Genomic DNA, 12,810 nt, shown 5'->3' with positions numbered 1-12,810 from the left:
GCATTACTAAATAGCCGCTACATACAAAGATCGCATAATCAACATTATGGAACTTAAACCGCACCCAAATCATATCGCCAAACGTTAGACTCCCAAGCTACTGCTGCGAGGAAGCATGTCGTTAGAGTAGTTGTTCACCATTCCCCGAGAAGTCAAAGCCGACCAGGACGCTGCCGGATGATCTATCGAGCAATTTCAGATAATAGCAGAGGCATCGATAGCGGAATTGCCTCGGAGTAACATCGTGAAATCTCGATTGTCGTCCAAACTTGTACTTTCAGCATTTGCGTTGCTCGCCAGTTCGACGCTTGCTTCCGCTGGCGGCTGGCAGACCGACACGCAAGGCACATCCAATTGGCATGTGACGCCGCCGATCGGGCAGTGCAACGTCAGCCGGGCCAGGAACAGAGCAATACGCGCCGGCATTTACCGCAGCGAGATCGTCTATCGCGACGAGAACGTGCTGACCTTCAGAGGGCTGACCATTAACGGGGATCGCAAGGAGATCACCTTCGGAAACGAGGCAAGCTGCCCGGAGCTGGAGTCGAGAGACATTCCGTAGATCGCCGTATAGGCCATACAGTTGAAACTGTATAGCGGTGGGGAAAGTGCCGCGACTTCGGTGTTCAGCGCATGCAAAGCCGCGCTGAACACTCGAACCATCGCTACACTCCGACCACCACAGCAAACCGTCCCATACCTAGGTGAACGCGTAGGGCTTATAATCCGTATCGTAGCCGAAGTAGCGCGGTCCCACCAAGGCGATCCCGGCCGGTGTCTGCCATTGCGGGTTGCACGGGAAGGCAAGCGCCACGAGGCGCAATCCATACCGCAAGGAGTCTGCAGTCACGGGAGCCCCCGTCTCAGCCTCCAGCAGCGTGATGAGATCGGGCGTCGTGCAGATTATCTTGCCATCCCGCTCAGCCATCAGGAATTCGTTCTGGAAATCCAGCCTGAAGCCGTGGCCCTTCCATTCGTCGAGCCCGTCGAAACGCGCACTGCCGCGTGCAAAGCCACCGATGGTGCGGCGATCGACATCCTTGACGCGGCCGTGGAAGATGATACTCGCGCCGAGCAACCTGGTGATGGCAGCCACGGGATCGGCATGTGCTGTTCGGGTTTCCCGCAGCGTGCGGCCAAGGTTGACGCATAGCGACAGCGTCCCGCGCACAACCGCCTTCTTGGCAACCTCTCCGCTCATCGGATAGAAGGCGAGCAAGGCAGAACCGCCCATTTCGACAGTTGCCGCGCGCGCCAGACGTTCCGTCCAGCCGTTACTCACGGTTTCCAGAACCAGTGAATTACCCTTGTCGTCGCAAAGCACCATCGGCGTTGCCGAGACGCCGTGCAGCGAAAAGGTCTCCATCTGCAGTTCGGGATAGGCGCGCCCCATGCCGTCACCATCGACGAGCGGCAGGCCGCTTGCTGCGGCGACAACGAAAGGCGTGGTCGAATTGATCCCGCCTGCCTCGCCGCAAAGCACCGCGTCGATCTTCCGCCCCAGCACTTTCTCGAGCTGACGGAAGGCATTCATCAGTTCGTCGCCCTGGGGCAGCTTTTCGGTCATGACGGTCGGAGCGCCCATCATGCAGACGGGCACGACCAGCGCGTCGTCCGGCAATTCGTCGACATCGACAAGCTTGACCGGGCCATGCTTGCGGATCGCTTCCTGCGCCATCAGCTTGCCGACATAGGGATCGCCGCCGCCACCAGTCCCGAGAATGGCGCCACCGATCGCGATGTCTTCGAGATCTTCGGCATGGATCGTTCTCAACGTCTTCATCATTCCCCCTATCGCGCGGTCTGGCGCGTAACCAGCGGCTCGAATGTCAGCTCCGGAAAGCCGAAGGCTTTCGGCCCGACGATTTCGAGTGCGCGCGGCGTTTTCATCAAATCGTGCACCGGCAGGCCGATGACGGCGACGCGCTGGCCATAGCGCAGCATCTCGGTGGTGATCGGCTCGCCAGTATCGATTTCGAGATTCATGATCAGGTCGGGCACCATGATGACGGGCTTCTCGTCGATCCAGAGCACGAGGTTTTCGTTCTGGATGGCGATGCGGGCTTCCGAACCCGTCCAGTCGCCGGTCCCAGTAATGATGGCATGGCCGCGCGCAAAGCCCCCCTTCAACTCGCGGCGGATATCGACGATCTTGCCGGTGAAGAAGAGCTTGGCGCCGGCGCTTTCAATCACACGCTCGACGACATTCTGACGCTTGGCGCGGGCTTCGAGTACCGTGCGGCCGATTTCCAATGCCTGGCTGACCGTGCCGGGGATGGCGGTGCGGCGGACGAAGTCGCCGCGCATCGGCGCGGTGGCGAAGCCGGCCCCTGCCCCCATGGCGACAGCCGTGTCGCGGGCGAAACGCTCGAGCCAGAACATGTCGATGACGTCCCTGAAGACGACGACATTGCCCTTCTCATCGGCGATTGCCGCCGGCGAAACCGGTGCGCCGTAGATCATGTAGGTCGTCATCTGTACCTCGGGGAAGGCGCGACCCATGCCATCGCCGTCGACAACCGGCAGTCCGGCCATCGCAGCGGCAATGATCGGTTCGATGGAATTGGCGCCGCCGATTTCGGCGGAAATCACAGCCGAGACCTTGACGCCTGCCGTTTCCTCAACCGCGCGCATGGCGCGGTAGCATTCGCCGCCTTCCTCGATCTTCTCGACACCGACAACGGGAGCGCCGATGCCGCCGACCTCAGCGACCCAGCTATCCTCCGCAAGTGCCTCCAACGGCATCACCCGCACCTGTGCGCCCTTGCGCATCAATTCGCGGGCGCGCAACATTCCGATATAGGGATTGCCGCCACCGCCGGTACCGAGCAGGGCCGCGCCGATCGACAACGGCAACAGGTCCTCTTCCCTAAGCAGGTAACCTTCAGCGGGCATTGAGCTCTCCCACAGCCTTGACGCGGATGCGGGTAGCATTGCCAGGTAGATAGGCGAGCGGCACATCCTCGACATCGACGATCTCGATGGAGTCGCGTGCAGCGCCTGCCGCAACCGCTGCTTCGATGGCTCGGCTCTTGGCATCTTCGAGTGATTTCTCGCGCCCCATTTCGGCAAGTGCATAGACCCGGTCGACTTCACCCGAGACCTGCGCGATCGCCGCACCGACGGCGTTGGCGACGCCGAAATGCGATGGTTTGATCACTTCGAGTCCTGCAATCGGCCGATTGACGAGGATGGAGCCCCCGCCGACGACAATGACGGGCAAGGGATCGGGAGACAGGCGGGAGCGCTCCACGCAATCCTCGAGCATGTCGTGGATCTTTTGCTGTACGCGCTGCAGCAGATCGGCTGGAAGATGGGAAGCCTTGGCGGGATCGCCGAGTGTCGCGTTGCCGGCAGCAACAGTGATATCGGTCGTTGTCAGCGTCTTTCCGCCGAAGATGAGCGCTTCGGTCTGAATACGGTAGCCGACCGACAGCGGACCGACCTTGATGCCATTCTCCGTTTCGACGACATGCGAACCGCCGCCAAGGCCGATCGAGAAGACGTCGGGCATGCGGAAATTGGTGCGCACGCCGCCCACTTCGACGGCGACGGTGGCCTGCCGTGGGAAACCTTTATACAGGGAGCCGACATCCGATGTCGTGCCGCCGATATCGACGACGATTGCATCGCCGACACCAGAGAGGAAGGCCGCGCCGCGCATGGAATTGGTGGGACCCGAGGCGAAAGTCAGCACCGGGAATTTCTCGGCGAAGGCGGCATCCATCAGCGTGCCGTCATTCTGCGTCAGGAAGAATTTGCCCTTGATGCCGGTCTCCGCGATCGCCTTGCGGAAGGCATCGATCACATGGGCCGAGAGATCGCGCAGGCAGGCGTTCATGATCGCCGCATTCTCGCGTTCGAGCAGGCCTATGCGGCCGATCTCGCTGGACAGCGTAATATGAGCGCCTGGAAGAGCCTTTTCGAAGATCTCGCCAGCACGTTTTTCAAAGTCGGTGCTCACAGGCGAGAAGACGGACGTGATGGCGATCGTGTCGATGCCCTTCGCCTTGATGTCGGCGGCGATCCTCAGCAGTTCTTCCTCGTCAAGCGGCGAGATCACCCGGCCGTCGAATTCATTGCCGCCGTGAGCGAGATAGGCATGATTGCCGATTGCCTGCTTCAGATCCTCCGGCCAGTCGACCATCGGCGGCAGCGAGGCGGTGGCCGGCAGGCCAAGCCGCACGGCAGCCGTCTGGGCGAGATCGCGACGCTGAACGACAGCGTTGGTGAAATGCGTCGTGCCGATCATGACGAAGTCGACAGCGGATGCCTCCATCCCTGAGGCGGCGAGCACGTCACGCAGCGCGTTGACGACACCGCTCATGACATCTGCTGTTGTCGCCGACTTCACGCCGGCAATCACGTCCGGTCCATTCATGATGACGGCGTCCGTATTGGTGCCGCCGACGTCAATACCAATTCTGATCATCAGTCCTAACCTCGTTGGTGACTTGCTTGTTGATCGACTTCCCTGAGCGCCAGCAATTTCTCGGCTGTCGGGATCTCCCCGTCGATCAATGGAATTTTCGGGCGCATCGCCTCCTCCTCCTTTGAAATGACGGGAACGGAGGCGAGGAGAAGCCGTGTATAATCGTGGGATGGGTGTTCGAAGACGAAGGATACTGCCCCCGTTTCGACGATCTGGCCGCGATAGAGCACGCCGACAGTGCCGGCGAAATTGCGCATCAGGCTCAAATCGTGGGAAATGAAAAGATAGGTGAGATCCATGCGCCGGGCGAGATCGGTCAGCAGGTCGATGACACGCGCCTGCACTGAGACGTCGAGCGCCGAGGTCGGTTCGTCGAGCACGAGCAGTTTTGGCTCGACGGCAAGTGCGCGTGCAATTGCCACGCGCTGTTTCTGGCCACCGGAAAGCTCATGCGGATAACGCTCGGCGAAATTCGCCGGCAGCTGCACCATCTCCAGGAGCTCAGAAATGCGCTGGCGCCTGTTGCCGGCAAAACCATGCGCATCGAGCGGCACGGCGACAGACTGACCGACCGTACGACGCGGATTGAGCGAGGAACCCGGATTCTGGAAGACCATCTGCACATGTCGCGAATGGTGACGTCCCGTTTTCGCAAGGCCTACGCCATCAATCAGGATTTCGCCGGCATCCGGTTTTTCGAGCCCCATGATCATGCGAGCGATGGTCGATTTGCCGGAGCCGCTTTCGCCGGCGAGGCCGTAGACTCTCCCCTTCTCGATCGAGAAGGAAACGTCATCGACCGCCCTCACCTCGCCGATCTGACGGCCGAAGGCATTGCGAATGGGAAAGGATTTCGCAAGATTGCGGATCTCAAGCATCGGCGTGCTCATGCGCTGACCTCCCCGCTGGGACGCGTACCGCCTGTCAGCCTAGGCACGGCATCGATCAAGCTGCGGGTATAGGGATCGCGCGGATTGTCGAAGATACCGGCGGTCTCGCCATGTTCGACAATGGCGCCCTTGTTCATGACATAGACATAGTTCGAGGTCTCGCGCACGACGCCGAGATTGTGGGTGATCATCAGCAGCGCCAGACCGCGCTCTTCCACAAGATCCTTCAGCAATTTCAGGATTTGCGCCTGCGTGGTGACGTCGAGCGCGGTGCCCGGCTCATCGGCAATCAAAAGCTGCGGTTCACTCAAGAGCGCCATGGCGATCAGCACGCGCTGTCGCATGCCGCCTGACAACATGATCGGGAAGGCCTGCGTAACACGCTCGGGATCGCGCATCCGGACCTGTTCGAGCACCTCATGGACGCGTGCCATGCGCTCTTTGCGTGAGCGCGAGCGACCGAGGCGCTTGTCGGCATATTTCAGGATCGTGCCCATCTGGTCGCCAACGGTGAAGACCGGATTGAGCGAACTCATAGGGTCCTGGAACACCATGGACATGGCGGTGCCGCGCAGCCGCAGCCGGTCCTTCTCGGGCATGGTCAGCAGATCGGCGCCATCATAATAGATCTCGCCGGATGTGATGCGGGCGGGCGGCTGCCGTAGCAAGTCCATGATCGCCTTCATCGTCACCGTCTTGCCGGAGCCGCTTTCACCGACAAGGGCGACCTGCGATCGGGCGGGAACGTCGAGGCTGACGCCATGCAACACGCGGCTGGTACGGCCATAGGTGGAGAATTCGACTGAAAGATTGCTGACACGCAGGAGCGGGAAACTCATCGGACCTCCTGGACGTCGAAGAGGTCTCGCAGGCCATCACCCAGCAGGTTGAAGCCCAGCGCGACGAAAAGAATGGCGGAGCCAGGCAGAACCGATTCCCACCAGTAATCCGGCAGGAAGGCGGCGCCCTGGGCAACCATCGTGCCGAGATCTGGCGTCGGCGGTTGGATGCCGAGGCCCAGGAAGGAGAGCGAGGCGCCGACGAGGATGACGAAACCGCAATCGAGCGAGGTCTTCACGGCAATTGCCGAGACGCAGTTCGGCAGGATCTCGCGGAAGAGTATATGGAACTTGCTCGCACCGAGTGTCTCCGCCGCCTCGATGAATTCCTGGGCGCGGATCTGCTTGGTGATCGAATAGATCAGTCGTGTGTGCCATGTCCACCAGAGCGCCGATATGGCAAGCAGCGAATTGATGAGGTTCGGCGACAGCACCGCGGCGACGGCGAGCGCCATGACGAGCGGCGGGATAGCGAGCGCAATATCCGTCACGCGCATGATCAGGACCTCGACCCAGCCTCCGAAATAGCCGGCGAGAATGCCGAGGATGGTGCCGATCGGAACGGCCGTGCCGAGCACGACCAGCGCCAGAAGCAAGGAGATGCGCATGCCGAAGATCACGCGACTGAAGATATCGCGGCCGACATTGTCCGTGCCGAACCAGAAGTCGCCTGATGGCGGCAGATGGCGGGCGCGAAAGTTGACGGCCGCGCCGACATGTTCGGGATGCGGCGTGATCCATGGTGCGAGAATCGCGGCGAGCACGCAGATGATGACGATCGCGGCACCGATGACGGCGGTCGGATTGCGTGAGAAGCGATACCAGTTCTGATATGCATTCGAGAGGCGTTCGGCCTCGATAACAGGAGCATCTGACATCAGCGCCTCCCCCGGATACGAATGCGCGGATCGACAATGCCGACCAGCACATCGATGACGAGATTGACGATGACGAAGAAGACGCCGGAGACGATCACCACGCCCATGACGGCGTTCAGGTCCTTCTGCATGATGGTACGCACGCCATAGGCCGCCATGCCGGGCCATGCGAAAACGAGTTCGACGACGAAGGCGTTGCCGATCAGCGATGCGAATTCGAGGCCGGAAATGGTGAGCGGCGGAACGAAACTCGGCCGCAACATATATTTGAACACCCGCACACGCTCGGGAATGCCAAAGGCACGGCTCGCCTCGATATAATCCTGGCTGGAGACGTCGATCATCGAGGAGCGCGTGATGCGTGCGATCTGGCCCATGGTCGCCGCAGAGAGCGCGAGTGAGGGAAGAAGGAGATAGCGCAGGCCCTCGCCGAAAACGTCCAGCCGCCCGTGCAGCAGAGAATCGAGCGTGACGAGACCGGTAATATCGGCGCTGAAGACCATGCCCGGCGGCAGGCGCCCGGTCGTCGGCAGGATATGCAGCACATAGCCGGCAAGGATCTGCAATACGAGCGCGAGGAAGAAGCTCGGCGTCACGGCGGAAAAGATCGCAATCAACCGCACGAGATTATCTGGCCATTTGTCCTTCCAGCGCGCGGCGGCGACACCAAGGGGAACACCGAACAGGAAGGCGATGGTGATCGTGGCAAGCACCAGCTCGAAGGTTGCGGCGAAGGTCTCGCGGATATCGTTACTGACCGGGCGCTTGGTCAGCAGCGACAGGCCTAGATCGCCGCCGACGAGCCCGGATACATAGATCCCGTATTGCTGGATCAACGGCTTGTCGAAGCCGAGTGTCTGGCGAAATTGCTCGACCTGCTCATTGCTGGCACGAGGCCCGAGCGCCAATCTCACCGGATCCCCCGGCATGCCGCGAGCGATCGTGAAGATCACCACCGACAGTCCGAAAAGAACAAGCAGCGACCACAAAGCGCGCCTGACCAGGAAGAGGAGGAATTCCAATGTTCCAGCCCTGTTTCAATTCATGAAGGAGGATGTGGACGGCCCTTTCAGGCCGTCCTTTCCGGGCAGTTCGTCATGAGGGTGACGCTGCCCGAAACGCGCTCAGCCGCTACTTGCAAGTCCAGCGGTAGCGGGTGAACTTGTAGTCAAAGGACTGCATCGGCACGGCATGGAAGCCTTCCAGGCACTTGTCCATGGCATGCTGCACCGTCTGTGTTTCCAGGAAGACATCCGGCTGCAGATCGACGATCTTGTGCTGCAATTCCTTGTAGATCTCGGCCTGCTTGGCCTTATCGGGCGTTTCGCGAGCCTGATCGATCAGGGCATCGATCGTCGGATCCTGCAGCCATTCTGCCGAAGCCCAGGTGCCGGCCGCTTTCGAATGATATTGCGTGAAGAACATGGAATCCGGCGAAGGATAGGTCGGGCCGAAAAAGATCTGGTTGACGTTTGGCGTCGTTTCGACCTTGCCGGCAATTTCCGTCACTCGGTTCCACGGATCGGCCTGCTGTGTCACCTTGAAGCCGAGTTGTTCGAGGTTCGACTGCATCAGCAGGCTGAGCTCTTCCTCGAACTTGGTGCCGGCGACATAGCCGAGCGTGATCGGGATTTCGCCACCGGCATATTTCGACTGGGCGATTTCCGCCTTAGCGGCCTCGAGATCGTATTTCGGTGCCGGCAGGTCGCTCGCATAATAGTCGGCAAAGCCTGAAGGCAGCGGGCCGTTCAGCTGACCGCCCGGCACGATGACGCTGCGGATCGTGTCGTAGTCGGTCGCATAGGCAAGTGCGCGCCGGATATGGATATCGTCGGTCGGCGGCACCTTCGTATTGAGCTTCAGGTAGAAGCCGATCGTCGTATCTTCGCTGACGATGTTGAAGCGGTCCATTTCCTTGAGCGCCTTGTAGGTATCGGGCGCCTGGTATTGGCTGCTCATCGTGAGTTCGCCGGAGGCTGCAAGCGAGCGGACGGTCGCCTCGTCATTGGTGATGATCCAGCGCACTTCGTCGATCGGGCCGTCATTGAAGCCCTTGTAGTATTTGGGATCGCGTTCGATCGTCATTGACGCGCCGCGGTCCCAGTCCTTCAGCGTGTACGGGCCAGCACCGGCAGTCTTCGTCGAAAGATAGGTCTGGCCGTCATCATTGCCGGCATTGGCCTTTACCACGTCGGCATTGACGATGAAGACGGCCGGGACCGTGCTGAGGAACGGCGCGAAGGCTTTCGAGAGGGTGAATTTAACGGTGTGCTGATCGACGGCCACGACCGAGCCCGGCTTCAGCACGTCTGCAAAGAGATTGGCCGGGCCGAGATTGATCTTCAACAGCCGCTCGAAGGAATAGACGACGTCTGCGGCCTCAACCGGCGAACCATCGCTGAAATGCGCGTCAGAGCGCAGTTTGAAGGTCACTTCCTTGGCATCCGGCGAAACGGTCCAGCTCTCGGCGAGTTCAGGCTGCAGGTTGCCGCTGGAATCGACAGTCACCAGACCGTCATAGAGGTTCACGGCAGCCATATAGTCGGTGTAATCAGAGATCTTGGCGGGATCGATCGTACCGAAGATCTGAACGGTATTCATGGTCACGGTCGTTTTGGCCGCGGCCGAGCCCGCAAAGCCGGCGGCAAGCACGGCCATAGCGGTAGAAGCAATCAGCTGTAATCTGCTCATGATATCTCCCGGTTCAAAAGTTCCCTGCGACCGTTTTGATCGCTTTTGTTGGACCGCCTTCCACCCAGCACTAAACCGTACGGTCTGCTCGGGAGAAGCATCCGACACTTGGGTTGCCGGTTTGCCGAATTCCCTTCGCTGACCCATCCGATTGTCCGCCAGAGGAGGTCTGAGAAGAAGATTGCACATGCAAAGCAACCTGCTCAACAGATGACGGGTCTAGGTTTTCGTTTAAATGGTCTAGGTTTTGTGTCCGTGGAGAAGCCGATCTCGCCCGGATTCTGAATCAGCTGACAAAACCGAGCGCCCTAGCCGCGCTGATCGCCTCCTGCCGGTTGCGGCAGCCGAGCTTGCGATAGACATTGCCGAGATGGAATTTTACCGTCGCCTCGCTGAGGCCGAGCGTGCTGGCAATGAACTTGTTGGCAGCGCCTTCCGAGATCATCAGCAGGATCTTGCTCTCGCGCCGCGACAGGTCATTGCGCCCGCCCGCAGAGCGGCTCGACAACCTGCCGCTGTCGCGCAGCTTGCGGATGATCTGCCTGATAGGCAGCGACGTCGCCAGGAAGCCGCCGATGCGTTGGTTGTCGATCAACTCCTCCAGGAAAACGCGCTCTTCCGAAAGCGGAGCGATGGCGCCGAGGCGGGCACAATCCTCGAAGATCTTCTGCAGGATGGCGCGGGCGCGCGTCAGGTTGCGCTGGCGCTTAGCAATATAGGCAAGCCAGATCTGCGCACTCAGGCGCTGGCGATCGGTCAGATGCCTGTTGCCGATGATACCTTCGATCAGGCTTTCCAGGCCGGGGCGTGCGGGCTGCTCGTACGTTGTCTGGCGTAGCCATGCGAGCGCGAGCGCTATTTCGTCGCGATCATGCAGGTGGACCAGCTCTCCATCATTGCTTACCACCCGGTTCCGGTCGATGCGCGACGTGATTGCTGCAAGGCATTGCGATGCCTCCTGCCAGCGATTTGCATTCTGCAGGATGGCCGCCTCGCGGATTTCGATCATCGCCTGGAATTGGCGGTTGGACACCTGATAAACTCGCCAACGGTCGAGAAAGCTGCGCGCCGCGATCGTCGAGAAATGATCTCCAAGTGCCTGGCTGCCGTAATGCAACGCAAATTCCAGCAGGCTTGGCCAGATTTCGCTATGGGAGAAATCGTCGATCTCGAGGCTGAGAAATCGGGCAAGCGGTTCAGCCCGTCCGGTCTCGTATTCGACGCAGGCCTCAAGGAGCAATTGAAGACGCTGATCATTTCGGCTTTCGAATGGAAGCTCGCGAAGACTTTCCGCAGCCCGGAGCGAATGTTTGCGGGCTGCCAGCGCATCACCCATCAAGAGACGGATCAGCGCCTGATGGAGGCTGACATAAAAGCAGAGCATCGGGGCATTTGCGTGCTCGTAGTGGTGCATTGCACGCTGCGCCACTTCCTCTGCCTCCGCAAAACGCCGGTTGCGGATGTAGAATTCGAGCACCGAATTGTAGAAACTGCCGCGAAAGAGATGGTCGTCGAGCGGGAATTCGGCAACAAGCGCGAAACAGGTTTCCAGGAGCTTTTCGGAGAAGAAATAGTCTTCATAGATGAGCATCAGCAGCCGGAACGCCCTGAATTCCCGAGAAAATACGGCATTCTGGGCAAAGACTGCGTCCGGATCGTTGGCCAAATCGCCGAAACGGTCGGCAAGCAGTCGACGCGCACGCGACACATCCCCGAGTTTCAATGCCTGCAGTGCGAGTGCAAGCACCAGGACTTCGCTTTGCAGCGCGTAGCTTCGCGGAAAACCGGCGAGAATTCGATCATAGGCTTCCGGCCCATGGAAATAGAGGAGAAAGATGCCTTTCGCCTCGGTGAAGATCTTGAGCGCGCTGTCGTATAGACCGACGCGCTGGAATATCTCGATCGCCCGTATCGGATGGCCATGGGCCGCAAAACTGTCCGCAATCGCCTTGGCATCGGCCAGCACCTTTATCCGCTCCGCTATCACGGCATCGAGCGCACGATCAATCTCGCTGGCGATCGCCTTTACGCGCAGGCCGTTCTCCGCAACGAGGGGAAGGAAATGGGATTGTTCGCGAAAATCCCCTTTGCCCGTATCCAGAACGATGCGGAGATCGACCAGTACTTCGGGCGGTGCGGATTGAAGAAGCTCGCTTTCGAGGAATGCGCTCAAACGTTCTGAACTCAATGTCGGATTGAATGCAATCAGGGGCCACCCGCCTGATGCGTGCATGATATCAGCCACACCCTCGGCAAAAATCTCTGTCGCTTCGTGCTGGTCGATGAGCAGAAAAGCTTGGTCCACGACATAGGCCTGACCATAGGCGATAGCCCGAGAGAGGCCTGGCAGCAGCGTATCGGGGCGCTTTGCGATAAAAATCCGCGCCCGAGCCGACAGAAAGGCTTCAGGTAAGGCGGTCGGCTTGCCATGGGGTGGGATATCCCAGATGCAGACCTGATCAGGTCGCCATGCGGGTGTCGTTTCATCGGCGTGAATCTCGGCGCCGAAATGAGCGGCAATCTCATTCAGAGCCGACGTCTTGCCCATGCCGGCGGGCGCATCGAGAACGACGATCGGCTCGCGGCGCGCCAGAAGAGCATCAAAGACTCGAGGTCTGTGGACCAAATGCTGCACTCAATTCTCTGGGGTGAACATGCGTTCATCAACCCGCTTCACGCATGTCATAGCAGCAGTGAGGTGCCGAATGAACTACCTCTTTCTCAGGAGTATTTGGCGATCTGCGTGCTGCTCACTTTGCTGCAGAAACCGACTATTTCCTAATTTAGCCGGTCTTTTGCAGCCGCACAAATCTTGTGCGTTTTATCTACGCCATTTCACGAACTGCCCATCAGATGGGCATCGGTATGCACTTTCATAGCACTGAATAATGCGCGACACACGCCAATCTTTGAAAATCAAACACATACGCGATCTGGCATAGCGCTTGCTTCGGTAGAGGCAGAGTTGGTGGCTAGGGTTCCGGCGTTTTCAAAAAAGCGCGACTGGTCCGAGAGCTACTACCGGCGGGGGAGAAATCCTGTCGGGTGCACGGCGGGACAAAAGCCCGGGAGACCTCGTA

Annotated in this window: 10 protein-coding genes and 1 riboswitch; of the genes, 1 reads left to right on the top strand and 9 read right to left on the bottom strand. The window is 59.6% G+C overall.

Features of this window, described 5'->3' with window-relative positions; genetic code table 11:
* The first annotated feature begins 244 nt into the window (after positions 1–244).
* Positions 245–562: a hypothetical protein gene (locus PMI11_RS26655; protein ID WP_007823507.1), complete on the top strand. Its 318-nt coding sequence runs from the start codon at positions 245–247 to the stop codon at positions 560–562.
* A 138-nt stretch (positions 563–700) separates the two neighbouring features.
* Here PMI11_RS26655 and PMI11_RS26650 read toward each other — a convergent pair whose 3' ends face one another.
* The 9 genes from PMI11_RS26650 to PMI11_RS26610 form a co-directional block, all read right to left on the bottom strand.
* Positions 701–1,786 (bottom strand): DUF917 domain-containing protein, encoded by a 1,086-nt coding sequence (locus PMI11_RS26650; protein WP_037072215.1) that lies wholly within the window; start codon positions 1,784–1,786, stop codon positions 701–703.
* Positions 1,787–1,791: 5 nt separating this feature from the next.
* Positions 1,792–2,895 (bottom strand): DUF917 domain-containing protein, encoded by a 1,104-nt coding sequence (locus PMI11_RS26645; protein ID WP_007823502.1) that lies wholly within the window; start codon positions 2,893–2,895, stop codon positions 1,792–1,794.
* Complete coding sequence (locus PMI11_RS26640; protein WP_007823501.1) at positions 2,885–4,432, bottom strand: hydantoinase/oxoprolinase N-terminal domain-containing protein; 1,548 nt, start codon at positions 4,430–4,432, stop codon at positions 2,885–2,887. Before PMI11_RS26640 ends, PMI11_RS26645 begins: the two co-directional genes overlap by 11 nt.
* A 5-nt stretch (positions 4,433–4,437) precedes the next feature.
* Positions 4,438–5,322 (bottom strand): ATP-binding cassette domain-containing protein, encoded by an 885-nt coding sequence (locus PMI11_RS38210; RefSeq protein ID WP_007823499.1) that lies wholly within the window; start codon positions 5,320–5,322, stop codon positions 4,438–4,440.
* Positions 5,319–6,161 (bottom strand): ABC transporter ATP-binding protein, encoded by an 843-nt coding sequence (locus tag PMI11_RS38205; RefSeq protein ID WP_007823497.1) that lies wholly within the window; start codon positions 6,159–6,161, stop codon positions 5,319–5,321. Before PMI11_RS38205 ends, PMI11_RS38210 begins: the two co-directional genes overlap by 4 nt.
* A complete protein-coding gene (locus PMI11_RS26625) occupies positions 6,158–7,039 on the bottom strand; it encodes an ABC transporter permease (RefSeq protein WP_007823494.1) in 882 nt (293 codons plus the stop codon). Before PMI11_RS26625 ends, PMI11_RS38205 begins: the two co-directional genes overlap by 4 nt.
* A complete protein-coding gene (locus tag PMI11_RS26620) occupies positions 7,039–8,061 on the bottom strand; it encodes an ABC transporter permease (RefSeq protein WP_007823492.1) in 1,023 nt (340 codons plus the stop codon). The genes PMI11_RS26625 and PMI11_RS26620 overlap by 1 nt, the downstream gene beginning before the upstream one ends.
* A 109-nt stretch (positions 8,062–8,170) precedes the next feature.
* Positions 8,171–9,730 (bottom strand): ABC transporter substrate-binding protein, encoded by a 1,560-nt coding sequence (locus PMI11_RS26615; protein ID WP_007823490.1) that lies wholly within the window; start codon positions 9,728–9,730, stop codon positions 8,171–8,173.
* Positions 9,731–10,016: 286 nt separating this feature from the next.
* Positions 10,017–12,365 (bottom strand): helix-turn-helix transcriptional regulator, encoded by a 2,349-nt coding sequence (locus PMI11_RS26610; protein ID WP_007823488.1) that lies wholly within the window; start codon positions 12,363–12,365, stop codon positions 10,017–10,019.
* 326 nt (positions 12,366–12,691) lie between these two features.
* Positions 12,692–12,804: riboswitch (guanidine-I (ykkC/yxkD leader) on the top strand.
* Positions 12,805–12,810 lie beyond the last annotated feature (6 nt).

This window comes from Rhizobium sp. CF142 (assembly GCF_000281145.1).
In the GTDB taxonomy this organism is placed as follows: domain Bacteria; phylum Pseudomonadota; class Alphaproteobacteria; order Rhizobiales; family Rhizobiaceae; genus Rhizobium.
This window is presented reverse-complemented; position numbering and strand designations above follow the sequence as displayed.

Bases quoted from the DNA above. Each gene is read 5' to 3' on its own strand.
- PMI11_RS26640 (WP_007823501.1), bottom strand. From the start codon at position 4,432: ATGATCAGAATTGGTATTGACGTCGGCGGCACCAATACGGACGCCGTC.
- PMI11_RS26615 (WP_007823490.1), bottom strand. From the start codon at position 9,730: ATGAGCAGATTACAGCTGATTGCTTCTACCGCTATGGCCGTGCTTGCC.
- PMI11_RS26645 (WP_007823502.1), bottom strand. From the start codon at position 2,895: ATGCCCGCTGAAGGTTACCTGCTTAGGGAAGAGGACCTGTTGCCGTTG.
- PMI11_RS26650 (WP_037072215.1), bottom strand. From the start codon at position 1,786: ATGATGAAGACGTTGAGAACGATCCATGCCGAAGATCTCGAAGACATC.
- PMI11_RS26625 (WP_007823494.1), bottom strand. From the start codon at position 7,039: ATGTCAGATGCTCCTGTTATCGAGGCCGAACGCCTCTCGAATGCATAT.
- PMI11_RS38205 (WP_007823497.1), bottom strand. From the start codon at position 6,161: ATGAGTTTCCCGCTCCTGCGTGTCAGCAATCTTTCAGTCGAATTCTCC.
- PMI11_RS38210 (WP_007823499.1), bottom strand. From the start codon at position 5,322: ATGAGCACGCCGATGCTTGAGATCCGCAATCTTGCGAAATCCTTTCCC.